Source organism: Streptomyces sp. R21 (assembly GCF_041051975.1).
Lineage (GTDB): Bacteria > Actinomycetota > Actinomycetes > Streptomycetales > Streptomycetaceae > Streptomyces.
The window spans coordinates 7,123,569-7,149,521 of sequence record NZ_CP163435.1 but is presented as its reverse complement, the minus strand read 5'-3'; the positions used below and the strand labels follow the sequence as shown (position 1 = coordinate 7,149,521).

The following is a 25,953-nucleotide window of genomic DNA, read 5'->3' as shown; positions in this document are numbered from 1 at the left end:
CCTACCGCTCAAGAAAGACCCGCCCCCCGACCTCCACCCACCCCTCCGGCTGCGGAGCCGTGAGGAGTTGGGAACCCGCACCCTGGATGATGTTCAGGGCCCGGCCCAGGCGGGCCGTCAGCTGCAGGGCCGCCGCGCCCGTCGCCTCGTCCTCCTCGATGCCGTCGCCGCGGCCGGGGAAGCCGCGGGCGCGGATCCGGCCCGCCGCCTCGTCCTCCCAGGCCCAGGCGTAGATCCTCCCCCAGACTTCGTCCGGGGGGACCCCCATCTCGCTTCGCTCCCCGGGCGGCGGGACCTGCAGGGCGTCGACCTCGGCGGCGGACCCGTACTGGCGCAGGGTGCGCGGCTGCGGCCACTCCGGCCGGGCCTCGATCCAGCTGAACTCTCCGTCGAGGCGGGCACCCACCACCCCGGCGGGCGTGACGAGTTCGGGCACGTCGAGCAGCCAGGCCGCGCCGACGCAGGAGTATCCGGCGAACGGCAGCCGGACGCTGGGGGTGTAGATGTCGATGACGCCGCGCTCGGGGTCGTCGACGAACACGGTCTCGCTGAACCCGAGTTTGGCGGCGAGGGCCTGCCGGTCGTCGCGGTCCGGGAGTACGGATCCCTCGCGGACGACGCCGAGTTCGTTGCCGTATCCGCCACCGGGTCCGCAGAAGACCCGCAGCACGTCGTAGTCAGTCACTCCGGCATTCAAACATCACCTCGTCCGCGAGCGCGTCCCAGGCCGCGGGGCCGCCGGGGAGGGGCCAGCGGCGGGTGAAGTCGTGGTCGTGGGAGACCTCGGCGACGGCGTCCCCGAACCCCCGTTCCAGAGCGGCCCGTTGGCGTGCGATCCCCGGGCCGTCCGGGAGTGCGGCGAGCCGTGCCATGTGCTGCTCGTGCCCGGCGGTCATCCCGTCGGCCAGCCGCCGCCACTTCTCGTCCGGCAGCGCGCGGGCCAGCACCACGCACGGCGGGTTCATGCCTTCCGCCCCGGCCGCCACCGCCCGGTCGTGCCCGTCGAGGATCAGCCAGCCGTCGAGGAAGGACACCCACCACAGGAGTACGGGCGCCAGGGTGCCGTCCCGTGCATGCTTGCGGTACGCCCTCACGCGCGGGGCGTCCGGCGCGGAGAGCGGGCGCAGCGGGACGACGCCGTGCCAGCCGCCGCCGCAGAGCAGTTCGAGCTGCCCGCCCGGCCATTCCCGTACGAGGTCCTCGGTCCAGATGCCCGGCGCGAAGGCGGTCCGCCGCGCGAGATGCCAGCGCCCGTCGTCCAGCGGGCCGTCCGCGGTGCCCTCCAGCCAACGCGTGTACTGGTGCAGCCAGTCGACCGGTGAGCGCATGGCCGCCGACCGCGGCGGCGGCAGGAGCGGGCGGAAGCCGCCGAGTCGATGGAGGAAGAGGTCACGGCAGCAGCTCCCGCCCTGCAGCCGGGCCAGGAGCACCGGCCGCTCCCCCTGCCGCAGCAGCAGGCGCCCGCCGTCGGCCGACTCGAAGCGCAGCGGTGGCGGCCCCGGGTGGCCGGAGACCTCCAGCACCAGGCCGTCCGCCCCGAGGAGTTCCCTCTTCATGCCCATGGCGGACAGTGTCGAGGAAGGGCGGGTTCGTCCTCCAGCGCATTAGTCCGCACAAGAGGGGGCGCACGGTGAACACTGCGCGCGCCCGAGTGGCGATTCCGTGCGCCGGTCATGTCCCGGCGGTGGAAACGCCCAGCCCCAGCGGGGGCCTTGACCTCCGCTTGACCAACCCATGGGGTCTGTTTTTGGCCGCCGTGATCAAGCCGTGCCTGTACGCCGTCCATGAGAGCTGAATCACCGCATGCGTGGGTATCACTCAGGCAAGCCTCAGATAAGTTAGGCCAGCCTCACCACATCAGCGCGGGCCGCTCCGCGCCCAGAGTCCGCCTTCTTCTTGGAGCTTGCATGCGAGCCGTCCGACTCTCCGTCGTCACCGCTGCCGCCACCGCGGCGGCCCTGACCGCCGTCACGGGCTGCACCGAGAAGAGCACCGCGAAAGACGGCGACGCGATACAGGTGACCGCCGCCGACTCCAAGTGCACCACCTCCACCAAGTCGGTTCCGGCCGGCCAGGTCACGCTGAAGATCGAGAACACGGGCTCGAAGGCCACCGAGGTCGAGATCGTCTTCCCGGACGACCGGATCGTCTCCGAGAAGGAGAACATCGGCCCCGGCACCAAGTACACGCTGACCGCCGAGGTCAAGGCGGGCGACTACGAGATCGCCTGCCGTCCCGGTATGAAGGGCCACGGCGTACGCCAGAAGCTCACGGTCACCGGCGGCGGCAAGGTCGCCAAGCGGGACCCGCGCCTCGACAAGGCCGTCGCCGCCTACCGCGCATACGCGCAGGAGCAGGCCGACGAGACGCTGCCCAAGGTCGCGACCTTCGTGAAGGCGGTCAAGGACGGCGACCTGGAGGCCGCGAAGAAGGCCTACGCCCCCTCGCGCATCGGCTGGGAGCGCACCGAGCCGGTCGCCGAGTCCTTCGGTGACATCGACCCGGAGGTCGACGTCCGCGCGGACGGCCTGGCGGACGGCCAGAAGTGGACGGGCTGGCACAAGCTGGAGAAGTCCCTCTGGCAGGACAAGAAGATCACCGCGGCGGACAAGACGCTCGCCGATCAGCTGGTCACCGATCTCACCGACTGGCAGAAGCGCGTCGGCAAGGCCGTCATCACCCCGACCTCCATGGCCAACGGCGCCAAGGAGCTCCTCGACGAGGTCGCCACCGGCAAGGTCACCGGCGAGGAGGAGCGCTACTCGCACACCGACCTGGTCGACTTCAAGGCCAATGTCGAGGGCGCACAGAAGTCGTACGAGCTGCTGAAGCCGGTCGCCAAGGAGAACGACGCGGCGCTGGTCACGGAGCTCGACAAGCAGTTCGCCGCGCTGAACACGCTGCTCGACAAGTACCGCACGGACAAGAACTCGTACGACTTCACCTCGTACGACAAGGTCGGCAAGGCCGACCGCAAGGAGCTGTCGGACGCGGTCAACGCGCTCGCCGAGCCCCTGTCCAAGCTCGCCGCCGCCGTAGTGAAGTAGGAGCCGCCACCATGACGGACACCACGGAAGCCACGGAGACGGAAGCCACCGGCAGTGCCGCGCCCTCCCGGCGCTCGCTGATCGGCTGGGGCGGTGCGGGCCTGGCGCTCGGCGCCGCCGTCGCCGGGGGCGCGGTGGCGATGACCCGCACCGGCGACGACGTCGACCCGGCCGCCGCCGAGACGGGAGCCGCGATCGGCTTCCACGGCGCGCACCAGTCGGGCATCGCCACGCCGGTGCAGGACCGGCTGCACTTCGCCGCGTTCGACGTGAAGACGGACGACCGCGCCGAGTTCGTGCAGATGCTGAAGGAGTGGACGGCGGCCGCACGGCGGATGACCGCCGGGCACGCGATCGGCGAGGGCGCGTACGGCGGTCTGGCCGAGGCGGCGCCGGACGACACCGGTGAGGCGCTGGGCCTCAAGCCGTCGCGGCTGACGCTGACCATCGGCTTCGGGCCCTCCCTGTTCGAGAAGTTCGGGCTGCAGGACCAGCGGCCCGAGGCCCTGGTCGATCTGCCGAAGTTCCCGGGCGACGCCCTGGAGAAGGCCCGCAGCAACGGCGACCTGTGCATCCAGGCGTGCGCGGACGACCCGCAGGTCGCGGTGCACGCGATCCGCAACCTGGCCCGCATCGGCTTCGGCAAGGTCGCCATCCGCTGGTCCCAGCTGGGCTTCGGCAAGACGTCGTCGACGACGCCGGACGCACAGACCCCGCGCAACCTGATGGGCTTCAAGGACGGCACGCGCAACATCGCGGGTACCGAGCCGGACCGGCTGAAGAAGTTCGTGTGGGTGGACGGGAAGGACGTCGACGAGAAATCGGCCTGGATGACCGGCGGCTCGTACCTCGTCGCCCGGCGCATCCGGATGCACATCGAGACCTGGGACCGGACCCCGCTCCAGGAGCAGGAGGACATCTTCGGCCGCGACAAGGGCGAGGGCGCTCCGGTCGGCAGGGCGAAGGAGCGCGACAAGCCGTTCCTGAAGGCGATGAAGCCCGACGCGCACGTGCGGCTCGCGCACCCCGAGTCCAACGACGGGGTGACGATCCTGCGCCGCGGCTACTCCTTCACGGACGGCACCGACGGCCTCGGCCGCCTGGAGGCGGGCCTGTTCTTCCTCGCCTACCAGCGTGACGTGCGCAAGGGGTTCATCCCGCTGCAGCGCAGGCTGTCGCAGTCCGACGCGCTCAACGAGTACATCCAGCACGTGAGTTCGGCGGTCTTCGCCGTTCCGCCAGGCGTCCGCGACAAGGACGACTGGTGGGGACGCGCGCTGTTCTCCAAGGAGGCGTAGCCCGTGTTCGGCAACTACCTGATCGGCCTGCGCGAGGGTCTGGAAGCCAGCCTCGTCGTCTGCATCCTGATCGCGTACCTGGTCAAGACCGACCGCCGGGACGCGCTGAAGCCGATCTGGATCGGCATCGGCGTCGCGATCGCGCTGGCGCTCGGCTTCGGCTGCGCGCTCGAGTTCGGCTCCCAGGAGATGACGTTCAAGGCGCAGGAGGCGCTCGGCGGTTCGCTGTCGATCGTCGCGGTGTGCCTGGTCACGTGGATGGTCTTCTGGATGCGGCGTACGGCGCGGCACCTGAAGAAGGAGCTGCACGGCAAGCTGGACGCGGCGCTCGCGATGGGCACGGGCGCGCTGGTGGCGACCGCGTTCCTGGCCGTCGGCCGTGAGGGCCTGGAGACCGCGCTGTTCGTATGGGCGTCGGTGCACGCGGCCAGCGACGGCACGCCCCGCCCGCTGATCGGCGTCGCCCTGGGCCTCGCCACCGCGGTCCTGCTCGGCTGGCTGTTCTACCGCGGCGCCCTGAAGATCAACCTCGCCAAGTTCTTCACCTGGACCGGCGGCATGCTGGTCGTGGTCGCGGCGGGCGTGCTCGCGTACGGCGTCCACGACCTCCAGGAGGCCAGCTGGATTCCGGGCCTGACGAACCTGGCGTTCGATATCAGCAACACCATCGATCCGTCGAGTTGGTACGGCACCCTGCTGAAGGGCGTCTTCAACTTCCAGCCCGACCCGACCGTCCTCCAGGTCACGGTGTGGGCGCTGTACCTGGTCCCGACGCTCGCGATCTTCCTCGCCCCGGTAGGGTTCGCCTCCGGGAAGGGGAAGGTGAAGGGACCTGATGAGCAGGGAGCGCAGGGATCGCCGGGTTCACGGGGATCGCAGCCCACGAAGGCTTCGTAGTCCGAGGCGTCTCGACCGGTTCGCCCTCGCCACGGGGGCGTTGACCGCTCTGTCCTTGACGGCGAGCGGGTGCGTCGTGGTGCACGGGGAGCGGGAGGTCGTGCCCGCGGCGACCCGTGCCGACGCCGCCCGCGCGCTGAAGGACTTCACCACCGCGTACAACAAGGCCGACAAGGCGTACGACCAGTCCCTGGACGCGGACCGGGTCACCGGGCCCCTCGCCGACATCGACGCCGCGAAGCTGAAGGCCGGGCACCGGAACAGCCCGAGCGGCAATGCGGCCCACGCGCCGCTGAAGCTGACCGACGCGAAGTTCGTCATACCCGAGAAGGCCGGCTGGCCACGCTGGTTCGTCGCGGACGCGGTCGCCAACAAGGGCTCCGCGGACTCCCGTTGGCTGCTGGTCTTCACCCGTGGCAGCGCCGACGGACTGTGGCAGGCCTCGTATCTGACGATCCTCGCCGCCGACGCCGTACCCAAGTTCGCGAAGGACAAGGACGGCTGGGCGCAGCCGGTCACGGCCGACGACGCCGAACTCGCCGTAGCGCCCGAAAAGTTGAGCAAGTCCTACGCCAACTACCTACAGGACGGCGGCGACACCTTCGCGCCCGGCACGCACACCTCGGCCTGGCGCGCGCTGCGCAAGAAGAACGCGAGCAAGCCCGGACTCGCCCGGCAGTACGTCGACGAGTCCCTGACGTCCGGCGACTACGCCCCGGTCGGGCTGCGCACGAAGGACGGCGGGGCGCTGGTGTTCTTCAGCACGCGCCACTACGAGAAGCAGACGGCCGCGCAGGGCGTCGACCTCACCGTCTCCGACAAGAACATCCAGGCCCTGCTCACCGGCGAGGTCACGCAGTCGCTGACCCTGGAGTTCGTCTCCAACCAGGCGGTGCTTGACCCGGCGAGGAGCGCGTCGGACCCCGAGGTGGAGTTCCTGAGCCGGGTGCAGGGGCTGACGGGCGCGAAGGGCGAATAGCCTCCGGCGCCGCTGTGGTTCAGCCCCGGTGCGGCCAGGCGGCCAGCCGCTCCGTGTCGTCCCCGGCGTACCGGGCACAGGCGTCCGTCAGGACCTCGAGAAGGGTGAGCGGATCGGGAAGCGGGTGCTCCAGCCCCCGTACCCACTCGACCGTCAGGTCACCGGGAAGCCGGGCCGGCGGCACGAGCACATACGAACCGCGGCAATGCCAGCGCAGCCCGGGGTGCTCGTCCATCGTCTCGGGATGGCAGTCCAGCTCGCAGGGCCACCACTCGTCCTCGTCCTCCGGCGTACCGCGGGTGAGGGTGAAGAAGAGGAGGCGTCCGTCGCCGCTCTCAGCGACGGGTCCGACCTCGATCCCGGCGGCGAGGAGGCGCTCCAGGGCCTCACGGCCGGCCTCCAGGGGTAGGTCCAGGACGTCGTGGACCATGCCCGTCGCGGTGATGAAGTTGGCCTGCGGCTGATGCCGGGCCCATCGCTCGATCTGTCCGCGGTCGGTGGTCGACTGCGTCTGCCAGGCGAAGGAGACGGGGTGCCGGGCGGGCGTGGGACAGCCGACACGGTCACAGGAACACCGGTAGCCGGAGGGGAACGCGGCCTGCGCGAGTGGCAGCCCGGCGGCGGCAGCGGCGAGCAGCAGAGCCTCCCGGCTGACGCTGTCGTCGGCGGTCTCCGTCCGGCGGCGGCCTCGCAGCCACTGGGAGATCCTGCCCTGCGCGCCGGAGCGGCGGCCGAACTCTGCGCTCGCGCTCATCTATCCCCTCGCCTCACCGTAGTGCGGACTTCCTGCCCCATGGTCCCACCATCCTGCGCCCCGGGTGGCCAGAGCTCACATCCGGGGTAGGGGGGACGAGGCATGCCCCCGGCGCGGATCGAGTGTCATTGCATACTTTGATGCTATTTATCCCCCTACCGTGGTCGTCATGGTCACATGGACTGCGCTCACGGGTATCGCCGGTCTCACGTCGCTGGCCCTCGCGGGACAGGGCGGCGCGCTCTCCCCGCTGGAGTGGGGCACCGGTCCCCTGACGGTGGACGCCCTCCCCCATGTCGTCCACGTCGCCCATCGCGGCGGCGCCCGGGAAGTCCCCGAGAACAGCATGTCGGGCCTGATGACCGCCTATGAGCGCGGTACGGCCCAGGTGCTCGACTTCGACACCCGCATGCTGCGCGACGGGCACATGGTGGTCATGCACGACGCGACGCTGAACCGCACCACGTCCATGGGCGGTCCGGTGCGGGGGCTGAGCCTGCGGGACTGGCAGGGGGTGCGGCTGCGGCCCGGGGCCTCGCTGCGGAGCGGCCGGCGCGCGGAGCGGCCGCCGACGGTGGCCGAGGTCCTCGACCGGTTCGGCGGACGCATCGTGCTGATGCTGGAGGCGAAGGACCCGGAGAGCCTGCGGGCGCTCGCCGGGCTGATCCGCGCCCGCGGCCTGACCCGCTCGGTCTTCGTCAACTCCAACCTGCCGGAGGTGGCCCTGCGCGCCCATCGCCTGGGCCTGGTCTCCCAGCTGTGGCGCTCGGCGGCGCAGATGCGCACCGACCGGCCCGAGCGCTGGGCCCCGTTCGTCGACCTGCTCGACGTCGACTACAAGGCACGTGACATGGATCTCCGGCGGGCCGTGAACTCCGGTGTCCCCCGGGTGTGGGCGCACACCGTGATCACCCCGGCGCAGCGGGACCGGGCCCTCGCGCTGGGCTGCGACGGGATCATCACGGACGCGCCGGGCCGGCTGGCCCGCCACCCGGCGAGGACTCCGAAGGCCCTGAAGGGGTTCCGGGGGACGCGGACCGGATCTCGGCGCACCGGGACTCAGCGCACCGGCTCTCAGCGCGGGGCGAGGCCGTAGAGGGCGTAGTCGACGAGGGTGTCCGTGTAGTCGTAGGTGATCGGGCCGGTGTGCTGGAGCCAGCGCTGCGCGAGCGGGGAGACGAAGAGTTCCAGCGCGATGCGCGGGTCGACGTCGGGGCGTACGGCGCCGGTGTCCTGTGCGGAGCGCAGCCGGCGTACGTACAGCTGGAGCTGGGGTTCGAGGAGCTTGGCCACGAACTCACGGCCGAGCTCCTCGTTGACGAAGCCCTCGGCGGTCAGGGCGCGGGCGGGCGCCTCGAAGGCGGGGTTCAGCAGTTCGTCGACGGTGGCGCGCAGCACCTGCTTGAGGTCCGCCGCGAGGTCACCGGTGTCCGGGATGCCGTACGTCTCCTGACCGGGCCCCGCGGAGCGCTCGGCCGCCTGCTCGCCGAGGTCGAGGAACGCCTCCAGGAGTACGTCCGCCTTCGACGGCCACCAGCGGTAGATGGTCTGCTTGCCGACGCCGGCGCGGGCCGCGATGCCCTCGATCGTGGTCTTCGGGTAGCCGGTCTCGCTCACGAGGGCGAGGGCGGCGGCGTAGATCGCGCGCCGCGAGCGCTCGCTGCGGCGGGTGGCGTCGGGGGCGGGTTTCTTGACCATGGGGGGAAGTTATCAGGGCAGTGAGACGGGGCGTCTCGCGACGGGGGTGAGGCGAAGGCGAATGGTCCGCGGGGGTGCGGCGAAGACAACCCATCCGGTGCACGCGGGCCGGCCCCCGCAGGTCTCACCATGGGCTCCAACCGGACCACCCGCCCCTGCGGTCACGTGAGGAGCCCACCTTGCCCCCTCTCCGCCGCGCCGCCACCCCCCGGCGCTATCTGATGTGCCCACCCGCGCACTTCGAGGTCACGTACGCCATCAACCCGTGGATGGATCCCGGCAAGCCGGTCGACGTGCCGCTCGCCGTCGCGCAGTGGGAGGACCTCCGTGACCGCTACCGCTCCCTCGGCCACACGGTCGAGGAGCTCACCCCGCGCCCCGGCCTGCCGGACATGGTCTTCGCCGCGAACGGGGCGACCGTGGTCGACGGCCGCGTACTCGGCGCCCGCTTCGCGTACCGGGAGCGCGAGCCGGAGGCCGCCGTCCACCTGGAGTGGTTCCGCGCGAACGGCTGGGCGCACGTCCACGAACCGGTGCACATCAACGAGGGCGAGGGCGATTTCGCCGTCACCGCCTCCTACGTCCTCGCGGGGCGCGGCTTCCGGGCCAGCCCCCTCTCGCACGGCGAGGCCCAGGAGTTCTTCGGGCGGCCGGTGATCGGGCTGGACCTCGTCGACCCGCGCTACTACCACCTGGACACGGCTCTCGCGGTCCTCGACGACACGGCGGACGAGGTCATGTACCACCCCGACGCGTTCTCGCCCGGGAGCCGGGAGGTGCTGCGCCGCCTCTTCCCCGACGCGCTGATCGCGGGCGCCGAGGACGCGGCGGCACTCGGCCTGAACGCCGTCTCGGACGGCCTGCACGTACTGCTGCCGGGGGCCGCGCCCGGACTCTTCGACCCGCTCCGCGAGCGCGGCTTCGAGCCGATCGGCATCGACCTGAGCGAACTCCTCAAGGGCGGCGGCAGCGTGAAGTGCTGCACGCAGGAGCTGCGCGGCGCCGCGCCGCGGAAGTTGTGCCGATGAGTTTCCGGCGGTTGTGCCGTCTACCTCTCGACGAAAGGAGCGCACCATGCGCAAGATCATCGTTTGCACGTTCTTGACACTGGACGGCGTCATGCAGGCGCCGGGCGGTCCGGACGAGGACGCGGAGAGCGGCTTCGAGCACGGCGGCTGGCAGAAACCGGTGTCCGACGACGAGGTCGGCACGGCCATCGCCGGCTGGTACGAGCACTCCGACGCGATGCTGCTCGGCCGCAAGACGTACGAGATCTTCGCGTCGTACTGGCCGACCGCCGATCCCGGCAACCCGTTCACCAGCCGGATGAACAGCATGCACAAGTACGTGGCGTCCCGGACCCTGACGTCCGTCGAGTGGCAGAACTCCACGCTCCTGGAGGGCGACACCGTCGACGCCGTACGCCGGCTGAAGGCGACCGACGGCGGCAACATCAACGTCGTCGGCAGCGGCGACCTCGCCCAGACCCTCATGCGGCACAACCTCGTCGACGAGTACCGCCTCACCATCCATCCGGTGATCATCGGCACCGGCAAGCGGCTGTTCGCCGACGGAGCGATCCCCACCGCGCTGGAACCGGTCAGCGTCTCGACGACGAAGGGCGGCACCGTCGTCGCCGTCTACCGCACGAACGGTGAGCCCGGCTACGACAGCTATTAGGTACCCGGGCCGGGACTGACCAGGCCCGTCTCGTATGCGGCGATCACCGCCTGGACCCGGTCGCGCAGGCCCAGTTTGGCGAAGATGCGGGCCACGTGGGTCTTGACCGTCGCCGCGGAGAGGTGGAGGTGGGCGGCGAGTTCGGCGTTGCTCAGGCCCTGGGCGAGCAGGCTCAGGACCTCCAGTTCGCGCGCGGTCAGCACCGCCAGGTCGCGGTGGAGCGCGGCGTGCTCGGGGTCGCGGTGCGCGTACCGCGCGACGAGGCGGCGGGTGATGGCCGGGGCCAGCAGCGCGTCACCGCCACGCACCATCCGCACCGCGGCCACCAGGTGCTCGGGCGTGACGTCCTTGAGCAGGAACCCGCTGGCCCCGGCGGACAGCGCGGCGTAGACGAACCGGTCGAGGTCGAAGGTGGTGAGGATGAGGATGCGCGGTGCACCGGTGACCGGCGCCTCGCGGGCGCCCAGGATGTGCCGGGTGGCCTCCAGGCCGTCCAGTTCCGGCATCCGGATGTCCATGAGGACCACGTCCGGGCGGGTGCGTCGTACGGCGTCGATCGCTTCGAGGCCGCTTGCGACCTCGGCGACCACGTCGATCCCGTCGGCGGCGAGGATCATGCGGAAGCCGGTGCGGACGAGGGCCTGGTCGTCGGCGACCACGACGCGCAGCGGCCCGGTCACGGTGCCTCCCGGGGAGGTGGGCGAAGTCACGGCGTTTCCAGGGGAATCAGTGCTCTGACGCGGTAACCGCCGGTGGGGCGACGGCCGGTGTGCAGGGTCCCACCGTAGACGGCGAGCCGTTCGCGCAGACCGATCAGCCCGCGTCCGCTGCCGCCGCCCGCGGGTTCGGCCGGGCTGCCGCCGGTGTCGGCGACGTCCACCTCCAGCCGGTCGTCGGCGTAGGTGACGGTCACCGTCGTGGAGGCGCCGCCCGCGTGCTTGACCGCGTTGGTCAACGCCTCCTGGACGACCCGGTAGGCGGCCAGCTCCATCCCGGCCGGGAGCGGCCGCGGCCGCCCGGTCACGGTGAACTCGACCGGCAGGCCGGCGTCCCGGATGCGGACGACGAGGGCCTCCAGCCGGTCGAGACCGGGCTGCGGCACCAGATCCTGACCGGACGGGTCCGAGCCGTCGGTGTCCATGGTCAGCAGCCCCATGACGTGGCGCAGTTCGGCCATGGCCGCCCTGCCGCCCGCCTCCACCGCCAACAGGGCTTCCCGGGCCTGTTCCTGATCGACCGTCATGACCTTGCGGGCGGCCCCGGCCTGGATCACCATCACGCTGACATTGTGCGTCACCACGTCATGCAACTCGCGGGCGATCCGGGCCCGTTCGTACTCGACGGCGTGGCGCAGCTCCTCCGCCCGTTCGCGTTCGAGCGCGGACAGCCGGGCGCGGCTCTCGGCGGTCCTGAGCTTCCAGGTGCGCAGCCCACTCGCGGCGAAGACGACCGGCACGAGCACCAGGAGGGGGACGTACTGGGTGGGGACCGTGGGCAGCGACGAGTCCCGGGCGCTGGTGATCAGGCCCACCGCCACCGGCAGGCTCGCCAGCGTGGCCATCCGGTAGGGGCCGTAGGCCGCGGCGCTGTAACCGGCGACCACCGAGGCGTAGAAGGTGAGCCGGGGCACGTCGTTGGGCGTCAGTACGTTCGCGGCGGTGACGATCCACAGCGCGGTGAGGGGATACCTGCGGCGCAGCATCAAAGACACGGTGGTGACGATCACGAGGACCACGACGAGGACGGTCCAGCCGCCTCCGTCGGTCTGTACGTGCGACCCCAGGGGGTGGCTCGGGTCCGTGGGCCCCGTCGGTACCGGGGGGATCGGGGGTACGAGGCCGTCGAAGGGCACTTTGGGATGGTCGTCGTCAAAGGCGTAGCTGGCCGAGGCGCACGCGATGATCAGCGCCAGCACCACGTCGAAGGCCAGCTCGCGCCGGGTGGGTCGGGCAGGCGGCCCCGTCGGTCGCCGCAGCGGCCGGGCCCATCCCCGCGCCCGGTCGGCCCACCTCCGGGTCCGGCCCACCGCAGACACCGTCCCCGCCCCCTTCCCCTCCCCCGCCTTCGTCACCGGGCTCATTCTCCCCACCGGGGCGCCGCCGCGACATCCTCCGTGCGGACCGACGGCGTACATCCGGCGTGTACATCGCAGGGATGACGACGAACGCCTTCATCCCTGCGTGGTACGGGAATTGAGTCCACCGAGCGACGCGCCCTCCGGGCCGCCGTCCCTAGCGTCCGAGGCACCCCATGAACCGGATGCCACCTGTACGGGACGTACAGGCCGCAGGACCCCAAGGAGACGCCATGACCACGCCGTTGATCGAGCTGCGCGAGGTGAGCCGCAGATACGGCGGCCCGGCCGAGGGCCCGCCCGCACTGGCCGACGCGTCACTGACCGTGCGGGCCGGGGAGGCCGTCGCGGTCCTCGGCCCCTCCGGCAGCGGCAAGTCCACCCTCCTCAACCTGATCGCCGGCCTCGACCGGCCGGACGCGGGCACCGTCACCGTGGACGGCGTACGCGTCGACACCCTCGGCGAGGCGGCCTCCGCCCGCTACCGGCGGGCGAAGATCGGCATGGTCTTCCAGTTCTTCAACCTGCTGGACGACCTGACCGTCGCCGACAACATCGCCCTGCCCGCGCAGCTGTCCGGCACCCCGCGCGCCGAAGCGCACCGGCGGACGGCGGAGCTGCTCGAAGTCCTCGGCATCCACCGGCACGCCCGTGCCTACCCGGGCCGGCTCTCCGGCGGCGAGCGGCAACGCGTCGCCGTGGCACGGGCGTTGATGAACCGTCCGGCGCTGCTGCTGGCCGACGAGCCGACCGGCGCGCTCGACACGGCCTCCGGCGACTCCGTCCGCGCCCTGCTCACCGAACTCAACGCCGACGGCCAGACCATCGTCCTGGTCACCCACGACCTCGCCCTGGCCCGCTCCTGCACGACCCGCACGGTCGAGCTCGTCGACGGCCGGATCACCGCGGACACGGCGCACGGCGCAGGCGCCGCCGCCGGGGCGACCCGATGAGCGCGCTGGGCCGGGTGGCGCGTTCCGGGGTGGGCCGCCGTCGGGTGCAGACGGTCGTGATCGTGCTGGCGACGATGATGGCGGTGACGGCGTCCGTGATGTGCGCCGCCCTGCTGGCGGCCTCCGCCGGGCCGTTCGACAAGGCGTTCCGACAGCAGCACGGCGCGCATCTGTCCGTGCGGTACGACGCTGAGAAGGCCACCGCCGCGCGGCTCGCCGCGTCCGCCGACGCCACCGGGGTCACCGCGGCGGCCGGTCCCTTCCCGACGGTGTCGGCCACTGCGCGCCTCGGCGGACAGGACCTGCAACCGATGTCGCTCGTCGGCCGGGCCGGGCACGGCGGACCCGTGGACGACGTCACGCTGACCGAGGGCCGGTGGGCCGCGCGCGCCGGCGAGATCGTGCTGTCCGACAACGAGGACGGGCCCGCCCTGCGCATGGGGACAGAGCTCGGCTTCCCGCAACTGCCCGGCAAGCCGACGCTGACCGTGGTGGGCATGGCCCGCTCGGTCAGCCGTACCGCCGACGCCTGGGTGATGCCCTCGCTGCTGAGCGAGCCGGACGGCTATCAGATGCTGTACCGCTTCAAGGCCGCCGCCACGGCGCGGCAGGTCGCCGCGGACCGGGCCGCCGTGACGGCGAGCGTGCCCAAGGGCACGGTGGACGGGGCGCGTTCCTGGCTCGCCACCAAGAAGGAGGCTGATCGCCAGTCCGCGCTGTTCGTGCCGTTCCTGGCCGCCTTCGGTGTGCTGGGGCTGGTCATGGCGGTGCTCATCGTCGGCAACGTGGTCGCCGGAGCGGTCGGCGCCGGGACGCGCCGGATCGGCGTCCTCAAGGCGCTCGGGTTCACTCCCTCCCAGGTCGTCCGGGCCTATGTCGGCCAGGCGCTGATCCCCGCGGCGGCCGGTACCGCGATCGGCGTCGTCGGCGGCAACCTCCTTGCCGTTCCGGTGCTGACGGAGACGGCGACGGCGTACGGCTCGACGAGTTCGACCGTGCCGCTGTGGATCGACGTGACCGTGGCCGCCGGGATGCTGGGCCTGGTGGCGGTGACCGCGTGGGCGGGCGCCCTGCGGGCCGGACGGCTGCGGGCGGTCGACGCGATCGCCGTCGGACGCCCCGCCCGCCCCGGCCGCGGGCTGCGCGCCGCCCGCCTCGCCGGACGGCTTCCGCTGCCCCGGCCGGTCGGCCTCGGTCTGGCCCGGCCTTTCGCCCGGCCCGCCCGCGCGGCGGCGACGGCCGCGGCGGTCACCTTCGGCGCCGTCGCCGTGACCTTCGCCGTGGGGCTCGCCTCCTCGCTGACCGAGGTGCAGGCCGCCCGGAACCACGACACCTCCGACGTCACTGTGCACGCGGTGAAGCAGACCGACGAGGCCGGCGGACCGCCCCGCCATGTCCGGGAGGGCGTGGCCGCCGATCCGACGGACGTGGCCGACCCGGCCGCCGTCACCAGGGCGATCGATGCCCGGTCCGGCACCCGGAGGTACTTCGGCGTCGCCACGACCGAGGTGGCGCTCGCCGGGGCGACCGGCTCCGTCGAGGTCTCCGCGTTCACCGGCGACCCCTCGTGGAGCGGTTACCGGATGATCTCCGGGCGTTGGTTCAAGGGGCCCGGCGAGGCCGTCGTACCGACCCCTCTCCTGGCCGCCACCGGCACCCGGGTCGGCGACCGCGTCACCCTGCACGACCACGGCAGGACGGTCGCGGTCCGGATCGTCGGGGAGGTCTTCAGCACCGAGAACCAGGGCCGGACCCTGCTCACCGACGCGGCCACGCTCAAGTCGGCCGAGCCGAAGCTGCGGGCCACCGAGTACCGCATCGCGGTGCGGCCGGGCACGGACGCGAAGGCCTACGCCCGTGACCTGAGCACCGCGTTGCAGGCGACGGGCGCGACCGCCGCCGCCGGACAGTCGGGCGACCGGAGCAGCGTGATCTTCATTCTGGACGCGCTGACTTCGATCCTCACCCTGATGCTCGTCGCGGTCGCCGGACTCAGCGTCCTCAACTCGGTGGTCCTGGACACCCGCGAACGCGTCCGCGACCTCGGCATCCACAGGGCGCTCGGCATGACCCCGCGGCAGACGATCACGATGGTCATCGCGTCGGTGGTGGGGGTCGGGCTGCTCGGCGGGGCGGTCGGGGTGCCGGTCGGCCTGGCTCTGCACGACGCGGTGATGCCCGCGATGGGCCACAGCGCGGGCCTGACCATGCCCGCCTCGGTCCTGGACGTCTACGACACCCCGGAACTCGTCCTGCTCGGCTTCGGCGGCCTGCTCATCGCGGTGGCGGGTGCGCTGCTGCCCGCGGGCTGGGCGGCCCGGACGCGGACGGCGACGGCGCTGCGTACGGAGTAGGACCCACCAGGGCTGGGGCGGGCCGTCAGTCCTGCGGCGGCCAGGCGTCGCCCCAGTCGGCGTCGCGGGCCGCCTTGTACAGCGGGCCGTGACGCTTCGTCACCGTCTCGCGGTGCAGGGACTCGTCGGGGCCGCACAGGTCGAGGAGCACCTGGCCCTTGCGGATCTGCGGCCTGCGGACGACCCGGGAGGGCGCCGGGGTCACCGGGAAGCGGGTGGCGGCGACGTAGCTGAACTTCTCGTCCTCGTACGGCAGGGAGCCGCCCTTGACCTGCCGGTGCAGGGAGGAGCGGCTGACCCGGGCGGAGAAGTGGCACCAGTCCTCGCCGGGGACGATCGGGCAGGCCGCACTGTGCGGGCAGGGGGCCGCGATGTGGAACCCGGCGCCGATGAGGCGGTCGCGGGCCTCGATCACCCGGGCGTAGCCGTCGGGGGTGCCGGGCTCGATGACCACGACGGCCTGGGCGGCGGTCGCGGCGGCGGCCACGGCTGCGGCGCGGTCCGTGTCGGTCAGTTCACCGAGGACGTAGGAGATCGTGACGAGGTCCGTGCTCTCGAGGGTGAGCGCCGCTCCGATACGGGAGCGGTGCCACTCGGCGCCCGTCAGCTCCGGGTTCGCGGCGGCGATCTCGCGGCCCAGCGCGAGTGCCGGTTCCGCCCAGTCCAGGACGGTCACCGGGCGCGGGCCTTCCCAGGTGGCGCTGACCGCCCAGGTGGCCGCGCCGGTGCCGCCGCCGACGTCCACGTGGCTCGCCGGTGTCCAGTCCGGCACCGTGTCCGCGAAGGCTTCCAGCGCCGCGTGGACCGCCTCGAAGGTCGCGGGCATGCGGTACGCGGCGTACGCCACCACGTCCTCGCGGTCGCGGAGTACGGGGGTGTGGGTCGGGGTGGTCCCCCGGTAGTTCGCGATCAGCCGTTCGACCGCCCGCGTGGCCGCCTTCGGGGGGAGGCCGTCGAGGAGCCCTGCGAGGGCTGTGCGGAGTTTCTCGGCGGGGGTGGCGTTCACCCCGTGATTCTACGGTCGGTGGGGCGGGGCTCCGTCCGGTCATGGGCTGTCGGCCTGAACGGCCTCGTCCTCACACGCCGGACGGGCTGTAGCCCGACGGGCTCGCGCGTACCGCCCTCGCCAGGTGGTTGGCGGCTGCCACCCGCGGGGCGTTGTCCGCGGGGCGGCGGCGTGGGTGGACCGTGTTGGCCAGCAGGACCAGGAACGTGTCCGTCGCCGGGTCCAGGACCAGGGACGTACCGGTGAAGCCGGTGTGGCCCGCCGCCCCGCGGTGGCCGAGGGCGCCCATGAACCACGGCTGGTCGAGAGCGAAGCCCAGGCCCGGCGGGGCGAGCATCAGCTCGACGAAGTCGGGGCCGAGGATGCGCGCGGGGCCGTAGGAACCGCCCGCGAGGAGCGCCCGGCAGAAGACGGCGAGATCGCGGGCCGTGGAGAAGAGCCCCGCGTGCCCGGCGACACCCCCGAGCGCCCACGCGTTCTCGTCGTGGACCACCCCGCGCAGCATGCCCCGCTCGGCCTTGGCCCACGGCCGCCGCTGGTCCTCGGTCGCGGCCGCGCCCGGGCACGGTCCGAAGGAGGTGGCCGTCATCCCGAGCGGCCGGGTGATGCCGTCGCGGACGAGGACGTCGAGGCCGCGCCCGGTGATGCGCTCCAGGACGAACTGGAGGAGGAGCAGGTTGAGGTCGGAGTAGACGTAGAGGCCCGGCGGCGAGGACGGCGCCTCGGCACGGAGCAGCGCGAGCCGGGCGGCGGCGTCCGGGCAGTCGTACAGCGGGAGTTCGGGCCGCAGCCCGGAGGTGTGCGTGAGGAGCTGCCGTACGGTGATGCCGTGCTCGCGGGCGCCCCGGAACTCCGGCAGGTACGCCCCCACGCGCGCGTCGACGCCGAGCGTGCCGCGCTCCAGCTGCTGCACCGCTGCGACCGCGGTGAACAGCTTGGTGAGGGAGGCCAGGTCGAAGGGCGTGTGGACGCTCATCGGCACCCGGGCCTCGGGCGGCAGTTCGATACAGGACTCGGTCTTCTCGTCGTAGGACGCGTAGCGCACCGCCCACCCGGCCGCCTCCTCGGCGGCGATCACCGGGCCGCGTCCGGCGACGAGCACGACGCCCGCCGCCCACGGATCCGGCCCCTTGGTGAGGCGGCGCACATCGCGTACGAGGTGGTGCAGTTCCTCCGCGTCGAGCCCGGCCCTCTCCGGGGTGTCGATGCGCAGTCTCGGTGCGCTCAGCTGTCCGCCGCCTTTGCTTCCGTTGCGTCCGGGGTGCCTCCGGTACGCCAGGGACGGCACAGTCCCACGAAGCAGGCGGCTGCCACCAGTACCGAGGCCAGTTGGACGACGGCCATCGGAACGGCGGTGTGCTCCCCGGCGATCCCGACGAGCGGCGAGGCGATCGCGCCGATGAGGAAGGAGGACGTGCCGAGCAGCGCGGAGGCCGATCCGGCGGCGTGCCGCACCCGCATCAGGGCGAGCGCCTGGGTGTTGGGCAGGGCCACGCCCATCGCGGACATCAGCACGAACAGGGCGGCGGCGACCGGGGCGAGTCCGACGTCGCCGAGGGCGCCGGTAGACATCAGGAGCAGGGCCGTCGCGGCGAGGGTGACGAGCACGATGCCGGCCGCCAGGACCTTTTCGAGGCTGACCCGGCCGACCAGCAGCTTGCCGTTGATCTGGCCGGCGATGACGAGACCGACGGAGTTGACGCCGAAGAGCAGGCTGAAGGTCTGCGGGGAGGCGCCGTAGATCTCCTGGATCACGAACGGCGAGGCGGAGATGTACGCGAACAGCGCGGCGAAGGTGAAGCCGCCCGTGAGCATGTAGCCGGCGAAGACCCGGTCGGCGAGCAGTCCGCGCATCGCGCGCAGCGCCTCGCCGACGCCGCCGCTGTGCCGTTCGGCGGGTGCGAGGGTCTCCGGGAGCTTCGTCCAGACGACGGCGGTCAGCGCGATGCCGACCGCCGTGAGGACGACGAAGACGCCCCGCCAGTCGGTCAGGCGCAGGATCTGGCCGCCGATCAGGGGCGCGACGACCGGGGCCACCCCGGAGATCAGCATGAGGGTGGAGAAGAAGCGGGCCATCTCCATGCCGTCGTACAGATCGCGTACGACGGCCCGTGCGATCACGATCCCGGCGGCGCCCGCGAGTCCCTGCGCGAGCCGGAAGGCGACGAGGAGTTCGACGGTGGGCGCGAACGCGCAGAGCGCGGTGGCGACGATGTAGACGAGCAGGCCCGCCACCAGCGGCCGCTTGCGGCCCCACCGGTCGCTCATCGGGCCGACGACGAGCTGCCCGAGCGCCATGCCCGCGAGGCATGCGGTGAGCGTGAGCTGCACGGTCGCGGCCGGGGCGTGCAGGGACCTGGTGACCTCCGGCAGCGAGGGGAGGTACATGTCCATGGCCAGCGGGGGCGTGGCGGTGAGACCGCCGAGGACGAGGGTGACGAGGAGTCCGGTACGGCGCAGGGCGCCCGCGCCCGGCGCCGTACCGGCGACCGTCGCGTGCGCGTCGGTGACGGCCGGGTTCGGTATGTGTCCCTGGGGACCTTCCTCGTCCCGCGTGGTACGGCCACGCTCGGGCATGCGCCCCTCCCTCTTCGTTCGTTGCGCGACCTATGCTCTCAGCTCGGACACCCGATTCGGGATGGCCGGGGTCACAGGACCCACAGGACTCGCAGGACGACGAGGGGTCGGGATGACGGGCGACGGACGCGTGCGGTGGGGCATTCTGGCGACGGGCGGGATCGCCGCGGCGTTCACAGCGGATCTGGTGGACCTGCCGGACGCCGAGGTGGTGGCCGTGGCCTCGCGGACCCAGACGTCGGCGAAGGCGTTCGCCGAGCGGTTCGGGATACCCCGGGCGTACGGGGACTGGGCGTCGCTCGCCGAGGACGCGGAGGTCGACGTGGTGTACGTCGCCACCCCGCACGCGGCGCACCGGGCCGCCGCCGGGATGTGCCTGGAGGCGGGGCGCCATGTGCTGTGCGAGAAGGCGTTCACGCTGAACACGGGCGAGGCGGAGGAGCTGGTCGGGCTCGCCCGCCGCCACGAGCGCTTCCTGATGGAGGCCATGTGGATGTACTGCAACCCGCTGATCCTGCGGCTGAAGACGCTGATCGAGGACGGCGTGATCGGCGAAGTCCGCACCGTCCAGGCCGACTTCGGGCTGGCGGGGCCCTTCCCGCCGGCCCACCGGCTGCGGGACCCGGCACAGGGCGGCGGGGCGCTGCTCGATCTCGGTGTCTATCCGGTGTCGTTCGCGCAGCTGCTGCTCGGGGAGCCGTCGGACGTCGCCGCGAAGGCGGTGCTCTCGGACGAGGGCGTCGATCTCCAGACGGGAGCGCTGCTTTCGTGGGAGAGCGGTGCGCTCGCCTCGGTGCACTGCTCCATCACCGGCGGTACCGCCACCTCCGCGTCGGTCACCGGCTCCGCGGGCCGCATCGACATCCCGTCCGGCTTCTTCCACCCCGACCACTTCGTGCTGCACCGCGACGGCCGTGAGCCCGAGAAGGTCATGGCCGACCCGGCCCACGGCCCCCGCACCAGCCTCAAGCACGAGGCCGTCGAGGTCATGCGGGCCCTGCGCGCGGGCGAGAGCGAGTCGCCGCTCGTCCCGCTCGACGGCACCCTCGCCGTGATGCGGACCCTCGACGCGATCCGGGACCGCATCGGCGTCCGGTATCCCGGAGAGGTCCGCCGACCCGCCTAGCAGTACTCCGCATGGTGGACAATCTGTTCCGCATCGCGGATTCCCCCCGTACGCTGCGGGCCCATGAATGCCATGCAGAGTGACCAGACGAAGATCGCCGTGGTGACCGGGGCGGGCTCCGGCATCGGCCGTGCGGTGGCCGTGGAACTCCTGCGCACCGGCTGGTCGGTGGCGCTCGCGGGCCGTCGCAGCGAGACCCTGGAGGAGACGGCCGCCCTCGCACCCGAGGGGGCGGCGCTGGCCGTACGCACCGATGTCTCCAGCCCCGACGACGTGGCCGCCCTGTTCGCCGCCGTGCGCGAGCGCTTCGGGCGGCTCGACCTGCTGTTCAACAACGCGGGCACGTTCGGGCCCGGCGGGGTGCCGGTCGAGGAGCTGCCGTACGAGGCCTGGCGGCATGTGGTGGACACCAACCTCAACGGCGCGTTCCTGTGCGCGCAGGCCGCGTACCGGCAGATGAAGGAGCAGGATCCGCAGGGCGGCCGGATCATCAACAACGGCTCGATCTCCGCGCACACGCCCCGCCCGCACTCGATCGCGTACACGGCGACGAAGCACGCGCTGACGGGCCTGACCAAGTCGCTCTCCCTGGACGGGCGCCCGTACCGGATCGCCTGCGGCCAGATCGACATCGGCAACGCGGCGACCGACATGACCCGGCGCATGGAGACGGGCGCGCTGCAGGCCAGCGGCGAGGTGGCGCCGGAGCCCGTGATGGACGTCGCGGACGTGGCGCGCACCGTGCGGCACATGGCGGAGCTGCCGTTGGAGGCGAACGTGCAGTTCGCGACGGTGCTGGCGACCGCGATGCCGTACGTGGGGCGCGGCTGAGCCGTCTCCGCCGGCACGGCCCGCGCGGGCCTCGGCCGACATCAACGTGGGATCAACGCCCGGTCAACGGGTCGTCAACGGCTCAACTTGCACAAACGGAAGCTGAACCTCCGGCTCATTCCGCCCGGTAACGGGCTTATGCTCAACACACTCCTCCACCAAAGCTTCACACTTGGAGCAGATAGCTTCCGTACGACCAAGGACCACTCCTAGGGGGAGGCGGCAGCCGTTCCGCGGCCCGGCAGGGGGCGGACCTCGCGTGGGACCGCGAGGTAAGCACCGGCTCACGGAACGGCTGCCCCCGCATTCACCCCCGCTGCCCCTCAGGCCCGGTGCCGGCCGCCGCCCGAGTCGTCGTCGCCCGCCACCGCGCGTCGGCGGCGGCGCAGCGCGAACGCCCCGCCCGCGAGCAGCGCGACGGCTCCGCCCGCCCCGCCGACCATGCCCCACGCCGAGTGCTTGTCCCCGGCCGCGACAGGAGCACCGGCGGCGCCCTCGACCGGCTTCCGCGTCGGTGTCGCGGTGGCGCCGCCCTCGCTGAGCGGATCGACGAGCGTGCCCACCGGCTTGGCGCCGCCGGCCCACTTGAACCCCCAGTCGAGCAGCGCGGCCGTCTCCTCGTAGACGCCGCTGCCGCCGCTCTTGGGGTGCATCACGGTGACGAGGAGCGTGCGGCCGCCGCGGGTCGCCGCGCCGGTGAAGGTGTTGCCCGCGTGGCTGGTGTAGCCGTTCTTCACACCGATCAGGCCGTCGTACGTCTGCACGCCCCACGCGCCCGTCAGCAGGCGGTCGGTGTTCTGGATCTGGAAGGTCTTCTTGCCGCCCGCCGGGAAGTCGGCGGTCCTCGTGGCGCAGTAGGAGCGGAAGTCGGCGTCGCGGAGGCCGTGCCGGGCGAAGAGCGTGAGGTCGTACGCCGACGACAACTGCCCCTTGTGGTCGAAGCCGTCGGGGCTGACCACATGCGTGTCCAGGGCCTGCAGATCGGCGGCCCTGGCCTGCATCGCGGCGACCGTCTCGGCGACGCCGCCGTACATGTGACTGAGCACGTGCACCGCGTCGTTGCCCGAGCGCAGGAAGACGCCGAGCCACAACTGCTCGACGGTGTACGTGATTCCGGGCTTGACCCCGACGAGACTGGAACCCGCGGGGATGTCCGCCAGGTCGGCGTCGGTCACCGTGTGCCGCGCGGTCCGGTCGAACTTCTTCAGCACCGTGTCCGCGAACAGCATCTTCAGCGTGGAGGCGGGCGCCAGCCGGGTGTGCGCACCGTACGAGGCGAGGATCTCGCCGCTCTTCTGGTCCGCGACGAGCCAGGAGCGGGCGGTGAGCTTCTTGGGCAGGCCCGAGGCGCCGCGTACCTGGACCCCGGAACGGCCAAGACGCTCACCGCCGACGGTGGCCTCGGCGGACGCCGGGACGGCGGAGGCGGCGGCCAGTGGCACGGCCGCCGCGAGGCCCAGGGCAGCCCGGCGGGAGAGCGGAGAGGAATCGCGCATCCCGGAACCGTACAAAGCGCTTCGGGGCCGCCGCACATCGGGGCCACAGAGCAAAGACACAGCAAGAAAAGGCACGGCGCTCTCAAAGACACGGCAAAGGAACGCGTCCGAACGGAACCTCAACAGCTCGGCTCCCATACGGCGTTGGAACCCCCACCCAACAGGCGATTCCTGGCAGTACGCCCTCCACAGCTTAGGAATCAGCTGTCTTATGGAAATGTGATGACCGGCGTCATTTTCTCAGCTCTGACACATCTTTTACTCAGGCCGACTCAAAGGTTTCTCCATAGTTTGTGGCCGCGCCCACAGCGGGCGCCAAGAACCTTCGAGGAACGGGATGTTTGGCATCTATCTCAAGCGCGAGCTGAGCCGGCGCAAGAAGGCGGCTCTGGTCATCGCCATGGGTCTGGCGCTCGGTATCGCGCTGGTCATCACCGTGAACTCGGTGTCGGCCGGCATGCAGCAGGCACAGGACAAGGTCCTCCAGTCGCTCTACGGGCTCGGCACGGACATGACCGTCACCAAGGCCCAGTCGGCCCCCACCGGCAACTCGTCGAGCAGACCCAAGTTCGACTTCGACGCCAAGTCGGACAGCAGCAGGACGCAGAGCTCCGACCGGGTGATGACGCAGGGCGGGCAGTCCCTGAAGTCCTCGCTCGTCACCGAGGTCGCGGCGCAGAAGGGCGTGGCGAGCGCGGTGGGCGCGCTCAGCCTGAACGTCACCAAGGTCGACGGCTCCTTCACCCAGGGCAAGGCGAAGTCCTCCACCACACAGCAGCAGGGCGGCCAGGGCGGTCCCGGCGGCGGCACCAGCACCGGGCAGCCGCAGGTCCAGGGAGGCGGCGCCTCCTTCGACGTCAACTCGTACTCCGTGGCCGGTGTCGACGTCGCCGACCAGGACCTCGGTCCGCTCGCCACCTCGAAGATCACCAAGGGCAGGACCTTCACGGCGTCGGGGACCAACGCGAAGGTCGCGGTGCTCAGCAAGTCGTACGCCAAGGAGAACAAGAAGACAGTCGGCAAGACCCTCACGATCTCCGGCACCAAGTACACGATCATCGGTATCGCGACGCCCGACAGCAGCGACTCGACGACCGATGTCTATCTGCCGCTGAAGCAGGCGCAGACGCTGGGCGACGCGAAGAACAAGGTCACCACGATCTACGTCCAGGCGACCGACTCCAAGCAGATCGACGCCGTCAAGTCGACGATCCAGAAGAACATCTCGGGTACGACGGTCACCACCTCCGCCGACCTCGCGGACACCGTCTCCGGTTCGCTGTCGACAGCTGCGAACCTCGCGACGAACGTCGGCAAGTGGCTGTCGATCGCGGTCCTCGTCGCCGCGTTCCTCGTCGCCGCGCTGCTCACGTCCTCGGCGGTCAGCCGTCGCGTGCGGGAGTTCGGCACGCTGAAGGCGCTCGGCTGGCCGTCGCGCAAGGTCACCCGGCAGGTCGTCGGCGAGTCCATCGTGAACGGTCTGCTCGGCGGCGCCCTCGGTATCGCCCTCGGTCTCGGCGCCGCCTACGCGGTGACGGCGATCAGCCCGAAGCTGACGGCGGAGCTCGGCTCCACCGGCGGCGGTGGCGGCGGCATGGGCGGCGGCCCCGGTGGCGGTGGTCCGGGCCAGCAGGCGGCCTCGGCGGCCAAGAACACCATGGAGGTCGCGCTGTCCGCGCCGGTCTCGGTGACCACCATCGCGCTCGCCGCGGGCCTGGCCATCGCCGGCGGTCTGATCGCCGGCGCCATGGGCGGCTGGCGTGCCTCCCGGATGCGCCCGGCGGACGCGCTGCGCAGCGTCTCGTAACCGGGCCGCGAGGCGCCTCGTAACAGGCCCTCGGGCCACACCCCTTGAGCCGGGGCGCCGCGTCCGTTCCCCCGGGCCGCGGCGCCCCGCCCCTTTCAGTCCAGTCACGGAGAACCCATGTACAAGCTCACCGGCGTCACCAAGCGCTACACGCGGGGCAAGGAGACGGTGGACGCGCTGCGCGGTGTCGACCTCACCATCGAGGACGGCGACCAGCTCGTCATCCAGGGCCCCACCGGCGGCGGCAAGTCCACCCTGCTCCAGATGATCGGCGGCCTGGACCGGCCGACCTCCGGCAGCGTCGAGCTGGACGGCGTGGACCTCGCCTCCATCAGCGAGGCCAAGCTGACGCGGCTGCGCGCCGAGAAGATCGGCATCATCTTCCAGTCCTTCAACCTCATCCCGACGCTGACCGCACAGGAGAACGTCGAGACCGCGCTCGTACCGCTCGGTGTGAAGCCGAAGGAGCGGCGCGAGCAGGCCGCCGAGGCGCTGCGCTCGGTGGGCCTCGGCGAGCGTCTGACGCACGCGCCCTCGGAGCTGTCCGGCGGTCAGCAGCAGCGTGTCGCCATCGCCCGCGCGCTGGTCAAGAAGCCGAAGGTACTGCTCGCCGACGAGCCGACCGGCAACCTCGACGAGGGCACCCGCGACGACATCATGGCGCTGCTCGAAGGGCTCTGGCACGAGTACGGGCTGACCTTCATCATGGTCACCCACGACTCCTCCATCGCCCGCCGCGCACCGCGCCTCGCCACCATCAAGGCCGGGCAGATCACGCTGACCGAGCAGGACGGTGGCGCCCGCCGTGCCGCCGCGGCGCCTCAGCAGCAGTACGCCCAGCAGCCGTCGTTCGGCGGTCAGGGCTTCTGATCCCGTGGCGGTCCCCGGGGCCGCTCACCGTCCGAGCACGCGGTCGACCGCGCGGCGGTGGGCGGCCCTTCGTCAGGCCTGGCCCGTCTCGAAGCGGGTGATACGGCCGTCGTCGACGGTGAAGCTCCACGCGGTCTTCATCTCGCCCCAGGTGTCGTTGCTGAAGCGCGCGTTGAGCGAGTGGCCGTCGTGGGACTCGCGGTCGACTTCCATGTGGCCGTGGGTGGAGAAGATCTCCCGCTCGGTCCAGTCGGCGAGGTCGCGGTCGGAGCCGTCGTCGGACATGGTCGCGCCCGCTGCGAGGACCGCCTGGAAGGCGTCGCGGTCGTGGGCGTTCACGGCGCTGACGAAGGCCCGGACGGCCGGATCGCTGAGTTTCGTCACCTGAATCGTCATGCGGGCCACACTCACACCGTTCCCCTGCACCCGCCACCCGAACGGCGGCGCGAACCGAGTGCGGGACGAGCGAGGGTCGGGTGCGCGGTGCGACGGTGGAGGCATCCCGG

24 protein-coding genes are annotated in these 25,953 nt (G+C 71.9%); 13 read left to right on the top strand and 11 right to left on the bottom strand.

Going from position 1 to position 25,953, the window contains the following annotated elements; all coding sequences use genetic code 11:
• Position 1: 1 nt before the first annotated feature.
• Positions 2-685 carry a PhzF family phenazine biosynthesis protein gene (locus AB5J56_RS31765; protein WP_369237545.1) on the bottom strand — a complete coding sequence of 228 codons (684 nt, stop codon included), beginning with the start codon at positions 683-685 and terminating at the stop codon, positions 2-4.
• On the bottom strand, positions 678-1,562 hold the full coding sequence (locus tag AB5J56_RS31760) for a hypothetical protein (RefSeq protein WP_369237543.1): 885 nt from the start codon (positions 1,560-1,562) through the stop codon (positions 678-680). The genes AB5J56_RS31765 and AB5J56_RS31760 overlap by 8 nt, the downstream gene beginning before the upstream one ends.
• A gap of 345 nt (positions 1,563-1,907) precedes the next feature.
• Between AB5J56_RS31760 and efeO the strand changes: the two genes are divergently transcribed.
• The 4 genes from efeO (at position 1,908) to AB5J56_RS31740 (ending at position 6,221) form a co-directional block, all read left to right on the top strand.
• A complete protein-coding gene (gene efeO, locus AB5J56_RS31755) occupies positions 1,908-3,047 on the top strand; it encodes an iron uptake system protein EfeO (protein ID WP_369237541.1) in 1,140 nt (379 codons plus the stop codon).
• Positions 3,048-3,058: 11 nt separating this feature from the next.
• Complete coding sequence (gene efeB / locus AB5J56_RS31750) at positions 3,059-4,345, top strand: iron uptake transporter deferrochelatase/peroxidase subunit (protein WP_369237539.1); 1,287 nt, start codon at positions 3,059-3,061, stop codon at positions 4,343-4,345.
• Between the two features lie 3 nt (positions 4,346-4,348).
• The gene (gene efeU, locus AB5J56_RS31745) at positions 4,349-5,242 is read left to right on the top strand and encodes an iron uptake transporter permease EfeU (protein ID WP_369237537.1); all 894 of its coding nucleotides are present in this window, start codon (positions 4,349-4,351) and stop codon (positions 5,240-5,242) included.
• A gap of 100 nt (positions 5,243-5,342) precedes the next feature.
• Positions 5,343-6,221, top strand: coding sequence for a hypothetical protein (locus AB5J56_RS31740; RefSeq protein ID WP_369237535.1), 879 nt, complete (start codon positions 5,343-5,345; stop codon positions 6,219-6,221).
• 19 nt (positions 6,222-6,240) lie between these two features.
• On the opposite strand, the gene AB5J56_RS31735 is transcribed toward AB5J56_RS31740, so the two are convergent.
• A complete protein-coding gene (locus AB5J56_RS31735) occupies positions 6,241-6,975 on the bottom strand; it encodes a bifunctional DNA primase/polymerase (RefSeq protein WP_369237533.1) in 735 nt (244 codons plus the stop codon).
• Positions 6,976-7,144: 169 nt separating this feature from the next.
• Here AB5J56_RS31735 and AB5J56_RS31730 point away from each other — a divergent pair, with 169 nt between their 5' ends.
• Positions 7,145-8,071 (top strand): glycerophosphodiester phosphodiesterase, encoded by a 927-nt coding sequence (locus AB5J56_RS31730; protein WP_369237531.1) that lies wholly within the window; start codon positions 7,145-7,147, stop codon positions 8,069-8,071.
• On the opposite strand, the gene AB5J56_RS31725 is transcribed toward AB5J56_RS31730, so the two are convergent.
• Positions 8,050-8,673: a TetR/AcrR family transcriptional regulator gene (locus AB5J56_RS31725; protein ID WP_369237529.1), complete on the bottom strand. Its 624-nt coding sequence runs from the start codon at positions 8,671-8,673 to the stop codon at positions 8,050-8,052. The genes AB5J56_RS31730 and AB5J56_RS31725 overlap by 22 nt on opposite strands.
• Before the next feature lie 179 nt (positions 8,674-8,852).
• Here AB5J56_RS31725 and ddaH point away from each other — a divergent pair, with 179 nt between their 5' ends.
• Together ddaH and AB5J56_RS31715 are read left to right on the top strand one after the other, a co-directional pair.
• Positions 8,853-9,701, top strand: a complete 849-nt coding sequence (gene ddaH / locus AB5J56_RS31720) for a dimethylargininase (RefSeq protein ID WP_369237527.1) — start codon at positions 8,853-8,855, stop codon at positions 9,699-9,701.
• Between the two features lie 46 nt (positions 9,702-9,747).
• Entirely contained in the window at positions 9,748-10,353 is a 606-nt protein-coding gene (locus tag AB5J56_RS31715) for a dihydrofolate reductase family protein (protein ID WP_369237525.1), read from the top strand.
• On the opposite strand, the gene AB5J56_RS31710 is transcribed toward AB5J56_RS31715, so the two are convergent.
• Both AB5J56_RS31710 and AB5J56_RS31705 read right to left on the bottom strand, forming a co-directional pair.
• A complete protein-coding gene (locus AB5J56_RS31710; RefSeq protein WP_369237523.1) occupies positions 10,350-11,033 on the bottom strand; it encodes a response regulator in 684 nt (227 codons plus the stop codon). The genes AB5J56_RS31715 and AB5J56_RS31710 overlap by 4 nt on opposite strands.
• A gap of 26 nt (positions 11,034-11,059) precedes the next feature.
• Positions 11,060-12,379 carry a sensor histidine kinase gene (locus tag AB5J56_RS31705; RefSeq protein ID WP_369242926.1) on the bottom strand — a complete coding sequence of 440 codons (1,320 nt, stop codon included), beginning with the start codon at positions 12,377-12,379 and terminating at the stop codon, positions 11,060-11,062.
• 281 nt (positions 12,380-12,660) lie between these two features.
• On the opposite strand from AB5J56_RS31705, the gene AB5J56_RS31700 reads away from it, so the two are divergent.
• Together AB5J56_RS31700 and AB5J56_RS31695 are read left to right on the top strand one after the other, a co-directional pair.
• Entirely contained in the window at positions 12,661-13,380 is a 720-nt protein-coding gene (locus AB5J56_RS31700; protein WP_369237521.1) for an ABC transporter ATP-binding protein, read from the top strand.
• Positions 13,377-15,734, top strand: coding sequence for an ABC transporter permease (locus AB5J56_RS31695; RefSeq protein WP_369237519.1), 2,358 nt, complete (start codon positions 13,377-13,379; stop codon positions 15,732-15,734). The genes AB5J56_RS31700 and AB5J56_RS31695 overlap by 4 nt, the downstream gene beginning before the upstream one ends.
• 25 nt (positions 15,735-15,759) lie before the next feature.
• On the opposite strand, the gene AB5J56_RS31690 is transcribed toward AB5J56_RS31695, so the two are convergent.
• The 3 genes from AB5J56_RS31690 to AB5J56_RS31680 form a co-directional block, all read right to left on the bottom strand.
• Entirely contained in the window at positions 15,760-16,740 is a 981-nt protein-coding gene (locus AB5J56_RS31690; RefSeq protein ID WP_369237517.1) for a small ribosomal subunit Rsm22 family protein, read from the bottom strand.
• Between the two features lie 70 nt (positions 16,741-16,810).
• On the bottom strand, positions 16,811-18,028 hold the full coding sequence (locus AB5J56_RS31685) for a serine hydrolase domain-containing protein (protein WP_369237515.1): 1,218 nt from the start codon (positions 18,026-18,028) through the stop codon (positions 16,811-16,813).
• The gene (locus AB5J56_RS31680) at positions 17,965-19,317 is read right to left on the bottom strand and encodes a multidrug effflux MFS transporter (RefSeq protein WP_369237513.1); all 1,353 of its coding nucleotides are present in this window, start codon (positions 19,315-19,317) and stop codon (positions 17,965-17,967) included. Before AB5J56_RS31680 ends, AB5J56_RS31685 begins: the two co-directional genes overlap by 64 nt.
• 112 nt (positions 19,318-19,429) lie before the next feature.
• Here AB5J56_RS31680 and AB5J56_RS31675 point away from each other — a divergent pair, with 112 nt between their 5' ends.
• Together AB5J56_RS31675 and AB5J56_RS31670 are read left to right on the top strand one after the other, a co-directional pair.
• A complete protein-coding gene (locus tag AB5J56_RS31675) occupies positions 19,430-20,443 on the top strand; it encodes a Gfo/Idh/MocA family protein (protein ID WP_369237511.1) in 1,014 nt (337 codons plus the stop codon).
• A 63-nt stretch (positions 20,444-20,506) separates the two neighbouring features.
• A complete protein-coding gene (locus AB5J56_RS31670) occupies positions 20,507-21,274 on the top strand; it encodes an SDR family oxidoreductase (protein WP_369237509.1) in 768 nt (255 codons plus the stop codon).
• Positions 21,275-21,597: 323 nt separating this feature from the next.
• On the opposite strand, the gene AB5J56_RS31665 is transcribed toward AB5J56_RS31670, so the two are convergent.
• The gene (locus AB5J56_RS31665) at positions 21,598-22,770 is read right to left on the bottom strand and encodes a D-alanyl-D-alanine carboxypeptidase family protein (RefSeq protein WP_369237507.1); all 1,173 of its coding nucleotides are present in this window, start codon (positions 22,768-22,770) and stop codon (positions 21,598-21,600) included.
• Between the two features lie 337 nt (positions 22,771-23,107).
• On the opposite strand from AB5J56_RS31665, the gene AB5J56_RS31660 reads away from it, so the two are divergent.
• Together AB5J56_RS31660 and AB5J56_RS31655 are read left to right on the top strand one after the other, a co-directional pair.
• Entirely contained in the window at positions 23,108-24,577 is a 1,470-nt protein-coding gene (locus AB5J56_RS31660) for an ABC transporter permease (RefSeq protein ID WP_369237505.1), read from the top strand.
• Between the two features lie 117 nt (positions 24,578-24,694).
• Positions 24,695-25,447, top strand: coding sequence for an ABC transporter ATP-binding protein (locus AB5J56_RS31655; RefSeq protein WP_369237504.1), 753 nt, complete (start codon positions 24,695-24,697; stop codon positions 25,445-25,447).
• Between the two features lie 72 nt (positions 25,448-25,519).
• Here AB5J56_RS31655 and AB5J56_RS31650 read toward each other — a convergent pair whose 3' ends face one another.
• Positions 25,520-25,843, bottom strand: coding sequence for a nuclear transport factor 2 family protein (locus AB5J56_RS31650; RefSeq protein ID WP_369237502.1), 324 nt, complete (start codon positions 25,841-25,843; stop codon positions 25,520-25,522).
• Positions 25,844-25,953: the final 110 nt, after the last annotated feature.

Excerpts from the sequence above, each read along its gene's own strand:
- AB5J56_RS31760 (WP_369237543.1), bottom strand. The coding sequence starts at position 1,562 with ATGGGCATGAAGAGGGAACTCCTCGGGGCGGACGGCCTGGTGCTGGAG.
- efeO (WP_369237541.1), top strand. The coding sequence starts at position 1,908 with ATGCGAGCCGTCCGACTCTCCGTCGTCACCGCTGCCGCCACCGCGGCG.
- efeB (WP_369237539.1), top strand. The coding sequence starts at position 3,059 with ATGACGGACACCACGGAAGCCACGGAGACGGAAGCCACCGGCAGTGCC.
- AB5J56_RS31735 (WP_369237533.1), bottom strand. The coding sequence starts at position 6,975 with ATGAGCGCGAGCGCAGAGTTCGGCCGCCGCTCCGGCGCGCAGGGCAGG.
- AB5J56_RS31730 (WP_369237531.1), top strand. The coding sequence starts at position 7,145 with ATGGTCACATGGACTGCGCTCACGGGTATCGCCGGTCTCACGTCGCTG.
- AB5J56_RS31725 (WP_369237529.1), bottom strand. The coding sequence starts at position 8,673 with ATGGTCAAGAAACCCGCCCCCGACGCCACCCGCCGCAGCGAGCGCTCG.
- AB5J56_RS31715 (WP_369237525.1), top strand. The coding sequence starts at position 9,748 with ATGCGCAAGATCATCGTTTGCACGTTCTTGACACTGGACGGCGTCATG.
- AB5J56_RS31700 (WP_369237521.1), top strand. The coding sequence starts at position 12,661 with ATGACCACGCCGTTGATCGAGCTGCGCGAGGTGAGCCGCAGATACGGC.
- AB5J56_RS31695 (WP_369237519.1), top strand. The coding sequence starts at position 13,377 with ATGAGCGCGCTGGGCCGGGTGGCGCGTTCCGGGGTGGGCCGCCGTCGG.
- AB5J56_RS31680 (WP_369237513.1), bottom strand. The coding sequence starts at position 19,317 with ATGCCCGAGCGTGGCCGTACCACGCGGGACGAGGAAGGTCCCCAGGGA.
- AB5J56_RS31675 (WP_369237511.1), top strand. The coding sequence starts at position 19,430 with ATGACGGGCGACGGACGCGTGCGGTGGGGCATTCTGGCGACGGGCGGG.
- AB5J56_RS31670 (WP_369237509.1), top strand. The coding sequence starts at position 20,507 with ATGAATGCCATGCAGAGTGACCAGACGAAGATCGCCGTGGTGACCGGG.
- AB5J56_RS31665 (WP_369237507.1), bottom strand. The coding sequence starts at position 22,770 with ATGCGCGATTCCTCTCCGCTCTCCCGCCGGGCTGCCCTGGGCCTCGCG.
- AB5J56_RS31660 (WP_369237505.1), top strand. The coding sequence starts at position 23,108 with ATGTTTGGCATCTATCTCAAGCGCGAGCTGAGCCGGCGCAAGAAGGCG.
- AB5J56_RS31655 (WP_369237504.1), top strand. The coding sequence starts at position 24,695 with ATGTACAAGCTCACCGGCGTCACCAAGCGCTACACGCGGGGCAAGGAG.
- AB5J56_RS31650 (WP_369237502.1), bottom strand. The coding sequence starts at position 25,843 with ATGACGATTCAGGTGACGAAACTCAGCGATCCGGCCGTCCGGGCCTTC.